Annotated in this window: 17 protein-coding genes and 1 pseudogene; 7 read left to right on the top strand and 11 right to left on the bottom strand. The window is 43.1% G+C overall.

Going from position 1 to position 18337, the window contains the following annotated elements; translation table 11 throughout:
* Positions 1-3 precede the first annotated feature (3 nt).
* A complete protein-coding gene (locus tag NKU06_RS05375) occupies positions 4-588 on the top strand; it encodes a GlxA family transcriptional regulator (RefSeq protein ID WP_254729291.1) in 585 nt (194 codons plus the stop codon).
* Between the two features lie 264 nt (positions 589-852).
* Here NKU06_RS05375 and NKU06_RS05370 read toward each other — a convergent pair whose 3' ends face one another.
* Positions 853-1467, bottom strand: a complete 615-nt coding sequence (locus NKU06_RS05370; protein ID WP_254729290.1) for a cation diffusion facilitator family transporter — start codon at positions 1465-1467, stop codon at positions 853-855.
* Between the two features lie 69 nt (positions 1468-1536).
* Between NKU06_RS05370 and NKU06_RS05365 the strand changes: the two genes are divergently transcribed.
* A complete protein-coding gene (locus NKU06_RS05365) occupies positions 1537-1935 on the top strand; it encodes a MerR family transcriptional regulator (RefSeq protein WP_254729289.1) in 399 nt (132 codons plus the stop codon).
* A gap of 75 nt (positions 1936-2010) precedes the next feature.
* Here the strand turns inward: NKU06_RS05365 and NKU06_RS05360 are convergent, their stop codons facing one another.
* A complete protein-coding gene (locus tag NKU06_RS05360; protein ID WP_254729288.1) occupies positions 2011-3102 on the bottom strand; it encodes an SMP-30/gluconolactonase/LRE family protein in 1092 nt (363 codons plus the stop codon).
* Positions 3103-3247: 145 nt separating this feature from the next.
* On the opposite strand from NKU06_RS05360, the gene NKU06_RS05355 reads away from it, so the two are divergent.
* The 5 genes and pseudogenes from NKU06_RS05355 to NKU06_RS11705 form a co-directional block, all read left to right on the top strand.
* The gene (locus tag NKU06_RS05355) at positions 3248-4048 is read left to right on the top strand and encodes a hypothetical protein (protein ID WP_254729287.1); all 801 of its coding nucleotides are present in this window, start codon (positions 3248-3250) and stop codon (positions 4046-4048) included.
* Between the two features lie 4 nt (positions 4049-4052).
* Positions 4053-4706 carry an IS1595 family transposase gene (locus tag NKU06_RS05350; RefSeq protein WP_253223938.1) on the top strand — a complete coding sequence of 218 codons (654 nt, stop codon included), beginning with the start codon at positions 4053-4055 and terminating at the stop codon, positions 4704-4706.
* Entirely contained in the window at positions 4696-5763 is a 1068-nt protein-coding gene (locus NKU06_RS05345) for a DUF4209 domain-containing protein (protein ID WP_254729286.1), read from the top strand. The genes NKU06_RS05350 and NKU06_RS05345 overlap by 11 nt, the downstream gene beginning before the upstream one ends.
* Positions 5760-6632, top strand: a complete 873-nt coding sequence (locus NKU06_RS05340; RefSeq protein WP_254729284.1) for a LysR family transcriptional regulator — start codon at positions 5760-5762, stop codon at positions 6630-6632. The genes NKU06_RS05345 and NKU06_RS05340 overlap by 4 nt, the downstream gene beginning before the upstream one ends.
* Positions 6633-7095: 463 nt before the next feature.
* Positions 7096-7170 (top strand): annotated as a pseudogene (locus NKU06_RS11705) (IS3 family transposase); the annotation flags it as partial.
* 93 nt (positions 7171-7263) lie between these two features.
* Here NKU06_RS11705 and pnp read toward each other — a convergent pair.
* The 9 genes from pnp to rimP form a co-directional block, all read right to left on the bottom strand.
* A complete protein-coding gene (gene pnp / locus NKU06_RS05330) occupies positions 7264-9357 on the bottom strand; it encodes a polyribonucleotide nucleotidyltransferase (protein ID WP_254729282.1) in 2094 nt (697 codons plus the stop codon).
* A gap of 198 nt (positions 9358-9555) precedes the next feature.
* Positions 9556-9822, bottom strand: coding sequence for a 30S ribosomal protein S15 (gene rpsO, locus NKU06_RS05325; protein ID WP_078317272.1), 267 nt, complete (start codon positions 9820-9822; stop codon positions 9556-9558).
* Positions 9823-10015: 193 nt separating this feature from the next.
* Positions 10016-10627, bottom strand: coding sequence for an opacity family porin (locus NKU06_RS05320; protein ID WP_254729280.1), 612 nt, complete (start codon positions 10625-10627; stop codon positions 10016-10018).
* A 165-nt stretch (positions 10628-10792) separates the two neighbouring features.
* On the bottom strand, positions 10793-11422 hold the full coding sequence (locus NKU06_RS05315; RefSeq protein WP_254729278.1) for an opacity family porin: 630 nt from the start codon (positions 11420-11422) through the stop codon (positions 10793-10795).
* A gap of 188 nt (positions 11423-11610) precedes the next feature.
* Positions 11611-12534: a tRNA pseudouridine(55) synthase TruB gene (truB, locus tag NKU06_RS05310; protein ID WP_254729276.1), complete on the bottom strand. Its 924-nt coding sequence runs from the start codon at positions 12532-12534 to the stop codon at positions 11611-11613.
* A 3-nt stretch (positions 12535-12537) separates the two neighbouring features.
* Positions 12538-12945 carry a ribosome-binding factor A gene (locus NKU06_RS05305; RefSeq protein ID WP_078317276.1) on the bottom strand — a complete coding sequence of 136 codons (408 nt, stop codon included), beginning with the start codon at positions 12943-12945 and terminating at the stop codon, positions 12538-12540.
* 152 nt (positions 12946-13097) lie between these two features.
* A complete protein-coding gene (infB, locus tag NKU06_RS05300) occupies positions 13098-15836 on the bottom strand; it encodes a translation initiation factor IF-2 (RefSeq protein ID WP_254732161.1) in 2739 nt (912 codons plus the stop codon).
* 189 nt (positions 15837-16025) lie between these two features.
* Complete coding sequence (nusA, locus tag NKU06_RS05295; RefSeq protein ID WP_254729274.1) at positions 16026-17507, bottom strand: transcription termination factor NusA; 1482 nt, start codon at positions 17505-17507, stop codon at positions 16026-16028.
* Between the two features lie 119 nt (positions 17508-17626).
* The gene (gene rimP / locus NKU06_RS05290; RefSeq protein ID WP_253224441.1) at positions 17627-18124 is read right to left on the bottom strand and encodes a ribosome maturation factor RimP; all 498 of its coding nucleotides are present in this window, start codon (positions 18122-18124) and stop codon (positions 17627-17629) included.
* Positions 18125-18337 lie beyond the last annotated feature (213 nt).

Genomic DNA, 18337 nt, shown 5'->3' with positions numbered 1-18337 from the left:
ACAGTGGTGACACATTGGGCGGGTGAGCGAGCATTTAAGGATAAATTCCAAAATATTCAATTAGATAGCAATCGGCTTTATATTGATGACGGCAATATTTTGACATCAGCTGGAGCATTTGCAGGCTTAGATTGTTGCTTGTATTTTATCCGTACACTGTATGGGGCAAAGGTAGCCAATGAGTTGGCTCGGAACTTGGTTTCTGCACCGCACCGTGAAGGCGGTCAAGCCCAGTTCAATGCTATCAGCCCAATTAGCCACGCAAAAGATAAAAAAATCAATGAATTATTGCAATTTTTAAGCGACAATTTGGACAAACCCCATACGCTTGATGAATTGGCAGAGCGAGTACATTTGTCCAAAAGAAGTTTTCATCGTCATTTCAAATCCGCCACGCACATGACATTAACCGAGTGGCTGACAGCCAAACGCCTAAGCCTTGCCCAAGAGCTGTTGGAAAGTACAGATTTTTCCATTGAAGTTATCGCCCATCAAACAGGCTTTGGTACGGCAAGCCATTTTAGAATGCAATTCAAGACACGCTTTGGCGTATCACCACAAAGTTTTAGGAAAAGTTTTGGCGGATAAAAACCACCATTTATCATCATAAACGGTGGTGTATTTTTCAAATCATCCCATTAATTCATCAACCAATTTTTGTACACTTTTTATTCTCACGCCACAAAGTGCGTATCGCCCTGTGAATGTGCAGGCGGTGATGGTTTTTTTTGTGGAAAAATGGGATGGGGGGGGGGGGAGAAGTTGGGCGCTTCAGGCAGGCTGAAAACTTATTTTTGCAAAATTCCCAAACAAAAACACCGCTTGAAAATCAAATTCAAACGGTGTTTTAAATTAACTGACTTTTAATTCTGTCCAAGCCCTTTTGATGATTTCTTGACTGGCTTGTAATGCTAACAATGCCAAAATAAACGCCACAATTAAATCAGGATATTTTGATTGAAAAAAATAAACTGCTATACCAGCCAAAATTACCGCCACATTACCAATCGCATCATTGCGAGAACAAAGCCATACACTTCGGACATTACTGTCGCCATCACGGAATTTTAATAATATCAACACCGCTGACACATTTACCAATAACGCCAAAAATCCCACAATACTCATTTCGCTATAACTGGGAATTTCCCCATAAAACACACGATAAATGGTTGTAATTAAAATAAATAAGCCAAAAACGCCCATCGTTAGCCCCTTAACCATAGATGCTTTGGCACGGTAACTTAATGCCATTGGCAAAACAATCAAACTTATCAAATAATTGGCACTATCGCCCAAGAAATCCAAACTATCTGACAACAGTGAAGTTGAACCTGATTTAACCCCCATTACAATTTCCACAAAGAACATTGATAAATTTAATATCAAGACAATCCACAAGGCTTTTTTGTACTTGGGTGATTGATGAATGGGCTGATTTGAACTGCAACAACTTTGGCACGCCATAATAAACTCCTAAAGGTGATTGAAATTTGCTATAATATAAACTCCGTAGTTATTACAGGGTCAAGTACAATGTCAAAAATTTTTCAAATTAAACAAGCCAGCGAACAAACAGGCGTGCATTTGGAAACCATTCGTTATTATGAAAAACAAGGCTTAATCAAGCCAACTTTTCAAGCTAATGGCTACCGAGTTTTTGATGAAAATCAGCTAGAACAATTACGCTTTATTAAAACTTGTCGCGATATCGGTTTTTCTTTAAAAGACATTCAGGTCTTATTGACATTCCAAACAACTCCCAATCATCAATGTGATGATGTTGATGAATTAACCCAAAAACATTTATCGCATATCAACGAACAAATTAAGCAATTACAAGAAGTTAAATCATTTTTGGAACAAATTATTGGTTGTCAAAATAAAAAAATTGAAAATTGTCAAATCATTAAAAGTATTAAAGATAGAGGATAATGTTTCAGCCAGCCTGAAAATATTTTGCCAATAAAAAACACCGCCTGAATTTCTCCAAACGGTGTCTAAATCCCATTATTTCACTTCAAAATACGCCATTTTATCTTTATAAAATGAGCCTAAATAATAAGTGTTATTCACAGGCAATACGGTAGAAATGCCACTAAAATCAGCCGTATATTTACCTTTCATCACAGGATTGGTTGCCAAATTATCGGGGTTAATGGTGGTGATGTGATAATCTTTTAAGCAATCAAAGCTTAAGCCATTTTGACACATCAAAGCCATAGACCCTGCCGTAATCAGCTTGTCGCCTGCCCAATGCAAATTGTCAAATACGCCATAATCAAGCCTAGCGGTTGCCACTACTTTGGCTGGATTGGTGTTCGTGATTTTGCTTAAACTTTGCATATGCGCCACATAGATGAATTTGCCGTCTTTTGATAATTCAATGCCATTATTGCCATTAAATTCAGAGCCTTGTAATTTTTCAAATTGGCGAGTGGTGGGCGTCCAGCGATAAACCGCTCCCGTAACTTTGCCTGCAAACATATCATCTAGCGAATGCTTAGGGTGCATCATCACCGTAGCATAAATTGAACCGTCAGCCCCTGCAACCACCGCATTTCCTGCATAATCGTTCGGCATACGCACATTGCCCAACCAAGTCAAAGTTGGCGTGGCATGATTGGTATTCACTTCAAAAATTTCAATGGTTTCGCGTGTGATATTCTTATCAACGCCATTGTGATTGACGGCATACAAATGGTATTTACCCTGCCCAATTTCACGAATGCTAATCCCATGAATTTGCATTTCATCAGCGTGTGGTTGCGGTGCGCTATCAGGGTATAAATGGGACGGCTGGCTGGCTTTTGGGGCAATCAGCCTTTGGGCTTTTTTGCTTTGGCTATCAATTAAATGCAAACCGCTTTTGGGAGCCATGCCGCTGGCGATAATCCATTTGGTATTAGGAATTTGCACCAAATCTTCGGGGCTTTGAATGCCTGCAATATAGCTTAATTGCGAAACGTCCTTGACGGTGTCAAGGCTGGCTGTTGGTGTAGTTTGAGTATGAGATGAAATGGTGTGGTTGATTGGCGTACAAGCCACGCCAAGTGAAGTCAATGTTAATGCCATTAGGCTGATTTTAAAAATGTTTTTCATGGATTTTCTCTGGGATTAAATGAAATAAGCGTATTTTAGATTATTGAATTTGATAAATGAATAGCGAATTCTGGGAAGTTGGTTTTTCATTTATGGAAAAAATGACTATAATAACTATATAATTCGATTACTCAAGGAGAAATCAATGTCTCAAGTTATTTTGAAAGAAGAATTATCTCAAAAATGCGATGAAGCGTTCTCGAAATACACCGAAGAAAATGATGGCGATGCTATTAGCATGCAGTATTTAGCTCACATTTTTCAGCAATTAGCAAATAATGAAAATGATTTAAAAGTTAAGCAAGCATTAGAGCTAATAGGGAAAGTTTGCTCTTGTGTATTAGACCTAAATAGCAAAGATATTTTTAAGCCGTATATGCTATTTAATAATCCATATCAGCGTTCCTTTATTCCTAGTGATTTAACTAAAAGTGATTTCAATTGTTTAATTGAAATTCTTAACTGTGTCGACCAACCAATTTTGAAAGCAAGAATTGCGGATATTTTATGGTCTTATAACAAACCTAAAGATATAGTACATGTTCGTACAGCAATAGAAAATTATATATTGACAGATTTTAATAAATTTTCTATTGACACTTACCATTTTTGGCATAGAGCTACTTCTTTAGCTAAATCTATAAATCAACAAGATTATTTGTATAGAATAAAGAATATTTTATTACAAGAAATTGATAATCCAACAAGTGATTGGGAATTTCATAAATTTCAGATAGCAGAAATTTTTTTAAAAACAGAGTTAAGTAAAGATATTTTTGAAAATTTAGCAGAAAAAATGTTATCAGAGAGCAAAAAATTTAGTGCAAAGTCAGATGATTTTAAGAAAGTGGGAGATTATTTAAGTATCGCAAAAAAATTATTTGATAAGGCAAATGATGAAGATAAAAAAAGGGGCTGTACTAGATTAGCAACAATGCTATACTAGTTTTATGAAGATAACCCGTTGTAAATTAAGTAAAAAAGTTCAAGTTAAACTGCTTGAATTTTTTGTGCTTGAAGTCACCGCAAGATCAGCTGCTGATTTGTTAGAGATACATCATAATTCAGCTGCTTTGTTTTATCATAAAATTCGCTTGGTGATTGAATATCGCTTAAACCTTGAAGCTTGTGAATTATTTGACGGTGAAGTAGAATTGGATGAAAGCTATTTCGGTGGCATTCGTAAAGGCAAGCGTGGGCGTGCTGCTGCTGGCAAAGTTGCCGTATTTGGTCTTTTAAAACGCAATGGTAAGGTTTATACTGCCTGTGTTAAAGATACCAAAGCTAAGACATTAATGCCTATTATTGCCAGTAAAATCAAACCTGATAGCGTGGTTTATACAGATAGCTATCGAAGTTATAATGCTTTAGATGTGAGTGATTTTAAACACTTTAGAATTAATCATTCCAAAGAATTTGCAAACAATCATAATCATATTAACGGCATTGAAAACTTTTGGTCGCAATCCAAACGCATTCTAAGAAAATATAACGGTATTGACAAAAAGCATTTTCATTTATTTATCAAAGAATGCGAGTTTAGATTTAACTATGGCACACCATCCAATCAATTAAGATTGTTAAGAAAATGGTGTGGGGTTTAGGGGTTTATCTAGTACAGCCCCTAAAAAAATAGAATGCATTTTTTTATTGGCAAATGCGATAGAACAGCATGGTGATTTCAAATCTGAAAATAGTCATATGGTATCTAACCATTTCTATAAACTTGCTTTAAAGACTTATCTTGAAATTCCAAATTCTTATCGTACAAAATATAATATAGAAAGATATTTAGATAAAATTAAAGAAAAAATTACTCTGTCAGGGAATAATATTATTGATGAAATGGAAGCAATAAAAATAACAAAGGACATTTCTCCATTGCAAAATCAAAGCATCAATCATGTTAAAAATAAAAATTCTTTATGTGAAGCACTTTTATATTTTTCAGGAGTTTTTACTCATAATGGTTGTCAGACTATTTTAAACGAAACAAAAACTCAAATAAGTCAATCTGTTTTAACTCATATAGCACCTTTTACAGCCATATCACAAGACGGTAGAGCGATTGATAAAATAGAAAGTTTAAGTTTTGATGGCAGGAATCAAGAAGAAGTAATTTTTAAAACAGCAATTAAGAATTTTGGTGCTATCAGAATGAATATTGCTGTATCTGGTTGTATTTTACCTGCATTAAAACAAATACAAGAAGAATTTATTATTAGTAAAGATTTTCTAATAGAGTTATGTCGTTATTCATCTATTGTTCCTGAAAAAAGAGAGAATTTAGTTGCAGCAGCATTATATTATGGATTTGAATGGGATTTTGCTACTTGTATTCACTTGCTTGCTCCACAGGTTGAAAATATAGTCAGACAGTTATTGAAAAAGAATGGTATAACAACAACTACTGGTGCAGAAGCTATAGAGCATGAAATAGGACTATCAGCATTGCTAGAAAAGTCAGAAGCAAAAGAAATTTTAGGAGATGATTTATGGTTTGAGTTACAAGCAGTATTTACTAGTTCGTTAAGTGCCAATTTAAGAAATATGGTCGCTCATAGCTTATTGGATGACGAAACTAGCAATGCTTATTATAGTGTGTATGCTTGGTGGTTAATTTTTAAATGGGTTATTCGCTCTATTGGAGAAGAACAATGAACCTAAACGCTCTATCCCTATTTGTTTCTGTCGTCCAAGACGGCAGTCTCTCCAAAGCGTCCGAACGGCTGAATGTACCGATTGCCACCATTAGCCGTCAAATCACAGAATTGGAAAAATCACTCAATATTCAACTATTTGACCGCAAAAAATCAGGCGTTAAGCCGACCATGGCAGGGCAAAAGCTTTATGAGCAAGTGTATCAAAACATTGATAATTTATTGCAAGTAGAAAAAGCATTCTCTGAACACCAAGAAATTAGCGGAACATTACGCATTTCCACCTTTACAGGATTGGAAGAAGTTTGGGCATGGCTAGATGAATTTGGCACGAAATATCCCAAAGTGAGCATTTATTGCCAAGTAACCGACCGAGTTTTGGATTTGGTGGAAGATAATATTGATTTTGCGTTTCGGGCAGGTGATTTGCATACCGATCATGCGGTGGCGCGTTTGGTGCTGACGGCAAAAGTCAAATGCGTGGCACATCCGCATTTATTGGCACAATACGGCACACCGACAACGCCTGATGATTTGGCGCGTTTTCCTTGTGTGGGTTTTGCCAAAGCGGAGCAAAAAGAGTTGATAATTTCATTAGAAAATAAGGTGTTGAAATTGCCTTATGTGTTTGCGTCCAACGATGTGTATGCCATCGCTTATTTAATTCAACAAGGGCGTGGCGTGGGGCATTTACCTGAAACGATTGCCAATCGTTTGATTAATGAATATGGCTTGGTGGAAGTGTTGCACGATTACCCAATGCGGACTTATCCTGTGCATTTGCTGTATTTGAAACATCGTTATCCGTCTTCGGTGATGCGTGTGTTTTTGGATTTTGTGATGGAGAAAGTGGGGTTTTTGGTAGTTTAAAGTGGTTTGATGGATGCTTTGTAAGAAATTTCGTACACAGATTGCCGATTTTTGCCACTTTTTACGACACTGTCATTTTGGCATAATACGCATAACAGCAATGGAAACTGATACAGGATGTATCAAGCAAGGATGATCAGCTGTTCGTATGGAAACACCGTAAGGATGCACGCAGGATATGCACCAAAAAGCCACAAGTTAACGTGAACCGCACCCCAAAAGTTAGGCAACCTTTGGGGTGTTTTTATGACCAAATACACAATGGACTTTAAACTTGAAGTCATTGATCATTATCACAATGGACTTAGTTGCAATCAGATTGTACCGGTACGCTGATGCGGCAATTGCTTGGATAATGCTGTGATAGAGAGTTTCTTTGGGACATTAAAGAAGAAATCTTCTTTAGTGGCAAAAAAGTAGAAGATTTACATCAACCGATGAACTTGGACAAGTGATTGATGAGTGTATTCACTACTACAATCATGATAGAATAAAAGTAAAATTAAAAGGACTGAGTCCTGTACAATACAGAACTTAGTCCTTTATTAAACCTTAACCGCTAATCTTAGTGTCTAAGAATTGGGTTGGTTCACCGACGATAAAGCGGTTTTTTGATTGATCAATAAATCAATTATTGCTCAATGCCTTTCATGGTCAGCTTGATGCGGCCACGGTTATCGATGTCTTGGACTTGGACTTTGACCACTTGACCTTCTTTTAGGTAGTCACTGACATTCTCGACGCGCTCATCTGAGATTTGGCTGATGTGTACCAGACCATCAGTACCTGGTAGGATGGTCACGAACGCACCAAAATCAACGATACGCGCCACTGTACCTTCATAGACAGTGCCCACTTCCACTTCAGCGGTGATCGCTTCGATTTGTGTCATTGCTGCACGCGTCGATGCTTTATCCATACCAAAGATGCGGATTGTGCCGTTGTCTTCGATGTCGATGGTTGCGCCAGTGTCTTCGGTCAGCTGACGGATGGTCGCGCCGCCTTTACCGATGACATCGCGGATTTTTTCTGGGTTAATGTTCATGGTTGCGTAGTTTGGCGCATAGGCATTGATCTCGGTGCGGCTTGTTGAGATAACTTCATTCATCGCAGCCAAGATGTGGATACGGCCAGCATGAGCTTGTTTCAGCGCTTGCTCCATGATGTCGGCGGTGATACCTTCGATTTTGATGTCCATCTGTAGCGCGGTGATGCCTTCGGTTGTACCTGCTACTTTAAAGTCCATATCACCCAAGTGGTCTTCGTCACCTAGGATGTCAGATAGAACCGCGAAACGATCGCCTTCTTTGACCAGACCCATCGCGATACCTGCCACAGGGGCTTTTAGTGGTACGCCTGCATCCATCAATGATAGCGATGCACCACAAACTGATGCCATCGATGATGAACCGTTTGATTCGGTGATTTCTGATACCACACGGATAGTATAAGGGAAGCGATCAGCGGCTGGTAGCATGGCTTGGACACCACGGCGAGCTAGGCGACCGTGACCGATCTCACGGCGTTTTGGTGCGCCTTCACGACCTGTCTCACCTACTGAGAAATGTGGGAAGTTGTAGTGTAGCATGAAGTGGTCTTGCTTAGTGCCTGCCAAAGTATCTACCAAGTTCACATCACGGCTGGTACCTAGCGTGGTCACGACCAAAGCCTGTGTCTCACCACGAGTAAACAGTGCTGAGCCGTGCGTATAAGGCAACACGCCCACTTGGATATCCAATGCGCGCACAGTCTCAAGGTCACGACCATCAATACGCGGCTTGCCTGATAGGATGTTGTCACGCACGGTGCGGTATTTTAGCTCTTCGAACAATGCTTTGATGTCATCAACACGCTCAGCATAGCCTTCGCTCTCAGCATCACCTGCCAATGCTTCGATGGCTTCGTTTTTGATTTCATCTAGGCGAGCATAGCGATCTTGCTTGACGGTGATGGTATAAGCTTCGCTCACTTTGTCAGTAAAGCCTACTTTTAGGGCATTATTTAATTCTTCGTTAATTGCAGGAGCAACAAATTCTTGCTTGGCATTGCCGACAGCTGCAGCAAAGGCATTGATGTTATCAATCACGATTTGTTGTTGTGCATGGCCATACAGTACCGCACCCAGCATTTGATCTTCTGACAGTTCACGCGCTTCAGATTCAACCATCAAAACGGCCGATTTGGTACCAGCAACAACCAGATCAAGATCGCTTTGCTTCATCTGAGCCAGATTTGGGTTTAGGACATATTCACCATTGATAAAGCCGACACGAGCGGCACCGATTGGGCCATTAAATGGTGCAGGTGAGATTGCCAATGCTGCTGATGCACCAATCATCGCTGCGATATCTGCATCTTGTGTCTTGTCCGATGAGATGGTGGTAGCAGTGATTTGGATTTCGTTGTAGTAGCCTTCTGGGAATAGTGGGCGGATTGGACGGTCGATCAAACGAGATGTCAGCGTCTCAAACTCGCTGGCACGGCCTTCACGCTTGCCATAGCCACCTGGGATTTTGCCTGATGCGTACATTTTTTCTTGATAATTGACGGTCAATGGGAAGAAATTTTGACCAGCAACAGCTTCTGGACGCACAACCACAGCAACCAGTACAGACACACCACCCATATGCACAAGCACTGAGTTTGCTTGGCGTGCGATACGGCCAGTTTCTAGGACAACTTGTTGGTTGCCATATTGAAATTCTTGACGAATGGTATTAAACATAAACTTTTCCTAATAAATGAACTTTGGCAATATCTAAAGCCCTAAGCCATTACACCGATTGGAAATCCAACTTGTGCCATGCCTTAGAGTTCTAAATACCTGCCAAATTTTGCTTAAAATTAACGAAAAAACGGCACGCAAAAAGCACGCCGTTTTTTATTATCGTAAACAGGACTTACCTGTCGCCACAAGAGCGAATTAACGACGCAGACCTAGTGAACCGATTAGGTCGGTATAACGATTAAGGTCTTTACCTTTTAGGTAGTCAAGTAGCTTACGACGTTGGTTAACCATACGGATTAGACCACGGCGGCTGTGATGGTCAGCTTTGTGAGTTTTGAAGTGGTCTTGTAGGTCGTTGATACGAGCAGTCAATAGTGCTACTTGCACTTCTGGGCTACCAGTGTCATTTTCAGCGCGCTTGTATTTAGCGATGATGTCGATACGATCTTGATTTGTTAGCATAACAATTTCCCAATAAGCAATGCAGTGATATTCGGGCAAGCATTGCATTGCTAAAGCTTGCCTAAGCCAATTGGCACTTAAACGCTGATTATAACAGATTTTTAAGCTGATGTCAGCTGATTTTGTGATTTTTGACAAAAAACCCATCAACGAGTGATGGGCTTGGGATGGCTATACCGCCTAAATGATCAGATTAGAAATTATAACGCAGACCGACTTTAGCGCCGTACTGGTTAAGTTTGATGTCTTCAACTTTACCAAGATAGTTATATTCAACACCTGCATCAACGGCCAATTGTGGATTGATGGCATATTGAACGCCAGCTAACACACCCGCACCAACTTGAGTTTTCTTGAATGACTCATTGCCAGATAGGGTAGTATAAGTGCCATCTGGCATAATGGTATATGTTGAGTAATTGTCATCAAGTTTTAGCTGATTAATACCAACACGAACACCTGCATAAGGTGTGAAACCTGATACTGTCTGGAAGTCATAGATCGCAGACAGACCCAAAGATTGAGCCTTTAAGGTTGCTTCCCACTCATCGTAGCCAACCACGCCAGCAGTACCTTCCGAACCTTTTTCTTCAATTTTGCCAAAATTGGTATAATCGGCTTGATAGCGAACATTACCAGTATCTGTACCAACGGCAATACCATAAGAGGTAGCATTGTCTTTGGTTTTAACACCGTCGGCTTTCGCTTCAAGTTTTGAATAGCCAACATCACCTTGAACATAGTATTGAGCAGATGCAGCGGTTGATAATGCAGCGATGGCTGTAGCAAGTACGATCTTTTTCATAACAATTCCTTAATAAACACCCTGTCATTGTGGGTAAATTCATTCTACCCCCCCTGCAATACTTGTCAAGAATTTTGACACAATTTAGCAATCATGTTACAAAATTTTTCAAGGCTATGAAAAAAACCCATCAACGAGTGATGGGTTCTTAAGCCTAATAATGCATTAAAAATTCATACGCACGCCGACATTAGCACCTGTTTGGGTGACTTTGGTATCGCCAACTTTACCCAAATAGTTATATTCGCCGCTGACATTGACCGCCACCGCAGGGGTTGCTTGGTAGCTGACGCCCACGATACCGCCGACGCCGACACGCGTGTCAGTATTGGTGTCGTCGCTATAGCCACAGACCGAACCCAAACCTACCGATGACACACAGCGGCGCAAATCTTGGCTCAAGAAGTTCACACCCACGCGCGCGCCAACATATGGCGTGACGCGACTAGTATTTTTGAAATCATAAAACGCGCTTGCGCCGATCGAATGTGCATAAGTATCATATTCGTCGCGCACATAAGTGGTGCCGCTGCGCCAGTGGTAGTTGTCTTCAGCATTGCCAAAATAGCTGTAATCATAGGCATAGCGGTAGCTGCCTTTATCTTTACCGACGCTGATGCGACCACCGACACCATCTTCATCACGCTCGGCATCACCGAAGTCGAAATTTAGATCCGAGTAGCCGATGTCCGCTTGCCAATACCATTGATTGGTGCTTTGTTCGATGTCATAAATAGATGCCTGTGCAGCGCTGGTAGTGAAAATCGCCACTGCCAAAAGTGCTAATTTTTTCATAAATTCACCGTATTTTTTGTGATTGGTTGGGTGCATTGTACGCACAATCTGCCTAGATGACAAGCTGACTTGATGATGAAACAGGGCTTTTGTTGAAAAATTTTGTAACATTTGCCGAAAATTTAGACAATCGCCAAACAGCTGTCTAAACTTTGTGCAATTCTCCAAAACTGCTTAACAAACAAGCCCTACGCCACCAATTTTTTCGGCTGTAATCGCCCTGTATTTGCCACTTCACCCAAGCCCAAAAATTCGCCATCGGCATACAGTCTGACTAGGCAAGTCTCTGTAAAGCTTGGCAAGGTATTCACGCGGTCTTTGACATTCAGCCGCTGCCCAAGCTTAAGGCGCGCTGCCTCATCATCATTTACCGCCAAAATCGGCAAATGCATTAGCATCGCATCGATCGGCAGCAGCCTGCCAAGCCGCTCAGCCATCGGCAAAGCGTCTAGCGCATCGATCGTGATGGCATCATCCACACCAAAACCGCCCGTCATCGTGCGATGCAGCCGTGTCAGATGCCCCACCGTGCCAAGTCGTTTGGCAATGTCTTCGCCAAGTACACGCACATAAGTACCTTTTGAGCAGACGACATCAAGCGAGATGGCATCATCACCGAGCTTGGTTAGGCTCAAATGGTGAATGGTGATGGCTCGTGGCGCACGCACAATCTCGATGCCGTCTCGGGCATATTCGTAGAGCTTTTTGCCGTCTTTTTTGAGCGCCGAATACATCGGTGGGATTTGACTTTGTGCGCCCGTCATAGTATCAGCGATGGCATCGAGCATCGCTTGATCAAAGCTTGGCACAGCCTGATGATCAATCACCTGTCCATCAGCATCACCCGAATCGGTCGCTACGCCTAGGCGAATGGTCGCCGTGTAGCCTTTATCAGCATCCAGTCCGTACTGGGCAAATTTAGTCGCTTCGCCAAATACCAACGGCAAAAGCCCAGTCGCCATCGGATCAAGCGTGCCCGTATGCCCTGCTTTTTTGGAATCTTGGCTGTCTGATTTGAACAAAAACTTCGCCTTTGCCAATGCCGAATGCGAGCTGATGCCTTGGGACTTATCCAATAATAAAATCCCTGAAATGACGGTCTTAGCACTCATCACTCACTCTGCCGTCTCATCATCATAATGCTGTTCGCTCTCATGCGTCTTTTTCATCGCCTGATTGACCAAATCCATCATGTGATTGCCGTGCGCCGTCACTTCATCATAATGAAATCTTAGGCGTGGCGTGGTACGAGTTTTCATCGTGTGCGATAATTCGGTACGCAAAAATCCTGACGCACGGTTCAAGATGGCGACACTCTCACGGTGGCTATCAATGTTCATGCCTGTGTCATTATGCGGCTCAAGGATGGTCACATACACATCAGCATAGCCCAAATCAGGGCTGACCTTGACGCTTGAAATGGTCACAAATCCCGTCAAGCGTGGATCGTTAATCTCATCACGAATCAAGGTGGCAAGCGTTCGCTGAATTTGATCAGCAAGTCGTTGTAAGCGTTGGCTCATTGAATTTTTTCCAATAAATAATAAATTTTAACTTATCCATCAAAGACAACTTGGATAAAGGTCGTCTTTTATGCTGGGTAGTATAACAAATTTCACCTATCTATGGCGACAAAACCCCATCATGCGACAGGGTTTTGGCAAGGGTATGGCGATTATAGTTCGCGTTTGATTTCGTGGATTTCAAAGACTTCAATCTTATCACCCACAGCAACTTCATAACCCTTGACGGCAAGACCACATTCCATGCCAGCTTTGACTTCATTGACATCGTCTTTATAGCGACGCAGTGACTGCAGCTGACCTGTGAAGATGACTTTATCATCACGCAAGACACGGATTGGCTTGTTGCGATGGATGGTACCTTCTTGCACCATACAGCCTGCTGCCGCACCGAATTTGCTTGAGCGGAAGACTTCACGCACTTCAGCGATACCCAAGATTTTCTCACGATGTTCAGGGGCAAGCATACCGCTCATCGCTGCCTTGACATCATCGATCAGACCATAGATGACGCTATAGTAACGGATATCCAAGCCTGCTGCATCGGCTTTTTTCTTGCCTTGGTTGTCAGCACGGACGTTAAAGCCTAGCAGTACCGCTTCTGAGGATTCTGCCAAGATGACATCAGATTCGGTAATCGCGCCGACACCAGAGCTGATGACACGCACTTTGACTTCATCAGTTGATAGCTCATCAAGCGCACCAAGCAATGCTTCTAGCGAGCCACGCACATCGGTCTTCAAGATGATGTTCAAGGTGGCAACTTCTGCACTACCCATGCTGTCAAATAGAGTGTCTAGGCGCATCTTGTTTTGACGCTCAAGGATGCGATCACGCTCACGAGCGGCACGGAAATCAGCCACTTCACGGGCTTTTTTCTCATCTGAGACAACCAAGAATTCGCTACCTGCTGCTGGTGCTTCAGGCAAGCCTAGAATCTCAACAGGAATCGATGGGCCAGCTGATTTGATACGCTGACCGTTCTCATCAGTCATCGCACGCACTTTGCCATAGTATTCACCCGCCAAGACCAAATCGCCTTGGTTCAATGTACCTTTTTTGACCAATAGACTTGCGACTGCACCACGGCCTTTATCCAAGCGAGACTCAATCACCACACCTTGGGCAGCGCCATCGACAGGTGCTTCTAGCTCCATCAATTCTGCTTGGATGCTGATGACTTCAAGTAGTTCATCAATGCCCATGCCTGATTTGGCAGAGACTTTGACCATCGGGGTATCACCGCCCCACTCTTCAGGGATGACTTCTTTGACAGACAGCTCATTGATGACGCGATCAGGATCGGCAGTGTCTTTATCCATTTTGTTAATAGCGACAATCAGCGGCGTACCTGCTGCACGGGCGTGGTCAATTGCTTCTTCAGTTTGTGGCATCATGCCGTCATCGGCTGCAACCACTAGGACAACGATATCGGTCGCCTGCGCACCACGAGAACGCATTGCTGTAAAGGCAGCATGGCCTGGGGTGTCAAGGAAAGTAATCACGCCACGATCTGTCGTCACATGGTATGCACCGATGTGCTGAGTGATGCCACCCGCTTCGCCAGATGCCACCTTGGTCGCACGAATCTTATCCAGTAGTGAGGTTTTACCGTGGTCAACATGGCCCATGATGGTCACAACCGGTGGGCGAGTTTGGATATTGCCCGATTTTTCATCGACTGCTACTTGCAGATCATCTTCAAGCTGTGTGTCGCTGACTGGGATAAAGTTATGGCCAAATTCTTCGATCACCAATGCCGCTGTCATCTGATCGATGGTATCAGATTCACGCACCATCTCACCCATCTTCATCAAGGCTTTGATGACTTCACGCACTTTGACCGCCATTTTTTGAGCCAAATCAGACAGGACGATACTTTCACCCACTTCAACATTGTGGACGATTTTTTCGACAGGCATTTCAAACTTATGCTTGTTGGCTTGTGATGACTTCAAGCCCTTTGAACGCGTTTTGATTTCACGCTCTTCTTGCTGGCCTTTGCGGCCTTTTTTGGCGCCTTTGCCTGTAGTACCTGCTGTACCACGCTTGATTTCACGGCGTTCTTTTTCGAACGACTCTTCAAGCGCTGCACCCACCAAGCCATCTGCGAGCGGTGCATCATCTTTGGTACGCACGATGGTGCTGCTTGTCGCATCATCACTATCACTATAACGAGATGCCATTTGTTTCATCTGCTCAAGTGTGCGTTTTTGGGCTTCTTCAGCAGCCTTACGGCGGGTTTCGGCTTCCATCTGACGCAAGCGTTCTTCTTCGGCTTCACGAGCTTCACGAGCCGCTTTATCTTCGGCAGACTCTTGTTTGACAGGCTTGGCTGGTTTTTTCTTGTCAGCTTTATTGTCTGCTTTTACTTCTGCTGCGTCGTCTTTTTTGGCTTTTTTGACCACGACACTGCTTGAGCTGTCAGATTTTTCGCTTGGTGCACTGCTGGCTCGCATCGCTGCCAAGGTTGCTGCTTGACGCTCAGCCGCTTCTTTTTTGCTACGCTCAGCGGCTTGTTTTTCTTCAGCAGCTTTTAGGCGCGCTTCTTCAGCGGCGCGTGCTTGGGCAGCGATTTCAGCTTCGATTTTGGCAGGGTCTGGTTTTTCGTACACGACTTTTTTGGTACGCACGACATTGACTGTCTTGGCTTTGCCTGATGTACCTGTCACTTGAGCGGTAGAAGTGGTTTTTGATTTTAGACTGATGCGAGATTTTGGTTTTTCGCCGTGGCTTTGTTTTAAAAATGCCACCAGTTTTTCTTGTTCAACATCGCTGACGCTGTCATCTTCGCCACGCGCTGGCAGACCTGCATCGCTTAATTGCTTGAGAATGGTCTCAACATTGGTATTAGAAAGTTGGGCTAGTTCTTTGACTGTTTTCGCCATTATATCACCTAAAATTATTGGTTTGGCAAGTGGATTGATAAGCATCGCCAATATGTATCATCGATGCTTATCAAGAGTATCCACTATTAAATTTGCTGCCAAACCGCTTTTTCGGCTTGGCAAAATTAGTTCAATGCGTGCATGATCATGACAGTATTCATCATCATGCACCAACGCCTGTGGCACGCATGGTTAGGCAAACCACGATTGGCGAGCCTGCATGATCAGCTTGCCTGCGCTATCAGCATCCAAGCCTTCGATATCTTCGATGTCAAACACCGCTTGCTCAGCCAAATCATCCAACGTGATGATGTCGCGCTCAGCCAGCTTGTAGGCGATTGCAGGGGTCATGTCATCTAGGGCAAGCAGCTCAGCGCTTGGCTCTTTGATGTTTTGTTGTTTTGCCAATTCATCCGAAATGATGACTTCTTTGGCACGAGCTTGGATCGCAGCGATGGTCTCATCATCCAAACCATCGATTTCATAAAATTCTTCGACAGGTGCATAAGCTACTGTTTCGATATCGCTAAAGCCAACTTCAGCCAGCACTTCTGCTAAGTCACGATCCACTTCCAGACGCTCATAGAACATCTCGATGACCGCTTGATTTTCTGACTCTTGGCGCTCGTTGTATTCAGATTCTAGGATCATGTTCAGCTTATAGCCTGTCAATTCTGACGCTAGGCGGACATTTTGACCTTGAGAACCGATCGCACGCGCCAACTGATCATTGGTCGCAAAAATCACATCGGCAGTCTTGGTATCTTCATCAAGTACAAGACCGCTGACATCAGCAGGCTCAAGCGCGCTGATGATGTACTGCGCAGGGTCTTCGTTCCATACGATGACATCGATGCGCTCACCGTCCAGCTCTTGTTGTACCGCTTGGATACGCGTGCCACGCATACCGATACACGCGCCCACAGGATCGATGCGATGGTCATTGGTCTTGACCGAAATCTTGGCACGCAAACCTGGCAAGCGAGCCACATCACGAATCTCGATGATTTGTTCGCTGATCTCTGGGACTTCTTTTTGCATCAATGCGATCAGCATCTCTTTATTGGTGCGAGACAGCACCAACTGTGGGCTACGGCCATCGCGATTAACTTGTGCCAAGATCGCTGTGACGCGGCTTTTTGGGCGCAGGCTTTCGCGTGGTAGCGTTTGGTCTTTGGCAAGATAACCTTCACCACCTTCGCCCAGATCAATGATATAAGCATCGCGGCTTTGTTTTTTCACTTCGCCAGTGACAAGCTCGCCCAGGTGCGATTCAAAGGCATCAGCGACAAGCGCACGCTCAGCTTCGCGAATCTTTTGGATGATGACTTGCTTGGCTTGGGTAGCAGCGATACGACCGAACTCGATCGACTCGATTTGCTCTTCGACGATGTCGCCGATTTTGTATTCATTTTCGTCAAGATCGCTGATGGCAAGCTGACACGCAGGCATCTCGTGGTCTTCGTCCGCCACCACAGTCCAAAAACGGAAAGTGTCATAATCGCCTGTTTTGCGGTCGATATGCACACGAATCGCCACTTCTGGCTGCTCGGTATAGACTTTTTTCTTGGTAGAAACGACCAACGCTTGTTCAATCGCTTCAAAGATGTCTTCAGGATTTAGCCCTTTTTCGTTACTGACGGTTTCAACCACGGTCAAAATTTCGCGACTCATCTGTGGATTCCTTGGGTTAATTGTTAATAATAATTACAAATCTATAAGAAATTTTGTATCAGATTATACGGATAAAGCTTATGATAAAACTGGCAAAGCAATGCCATTTATAAGCTTGATTAATCTTCATAAACCAAATGCGCTTTATCCACACTATCAAAAGCAATGTCAAACTCAAGCTTATCTTCGGTAACGACTTTCATCGTATCGCTGCCAACTTCTGTCAAGCGACCCACCACTTTACGGCGTTTGGCATCGCCTGTACCGATGGCGTGAATTAAGCGTAAGTTTACAATCTCACCGACATATTCTGCCACTTGCTCACGGGTAAATAGCGGACGGTCAAAGCCAGGGCTTGACACTTCCAGCACATACTCGCCTGCGATCGGATCATGAACATCAAGCACGCCTGAGACTTGGTGATTGACCGCTGAACAGTCTTCGATGGTCACATGCACGCCGCGCGCGCGATCTTCTGGCAGGGTCTCAATATAAATGCGCAACAGCGACTTTCGTCCTTGGGGCATGAACTCAATACCCCACAGATCCACGCCACAGGCGGCAACTGCAGGGGCGATTAACTCGGTTAATTCAGCAATTTTGCTTGATGGTTTCATGATTGAATGTTAATTCCTAAAAAAATTCAATAAGCCTATCGGCACATCATTCGCCATCATAAGTGCAAGCACCCAAAGATGGACAACGACAGATACAAAAAAGCCCACAAAACACTCAGGTTGGTGGGCGATCATAATACCAGCCGACAGCTTGACTGTTTTGTCAAACTACCTAAGAACTTATCTCAATCAACTTGATTATCAAAGCCTTTC

Source organism: Moraxella sp. FZLJ2109 (genome assembly GCF_024296965.1).
Lineage (GTDB): Bacteria > Pseudomonadota > Gammaproteobacteria > Pseudomonadales > Moraxellaceae > Moraxella.
Note: the sequence above shows the minus strand (reverse complement) of the source record. Positions and strands in the feature narration are given on the sequence as shown.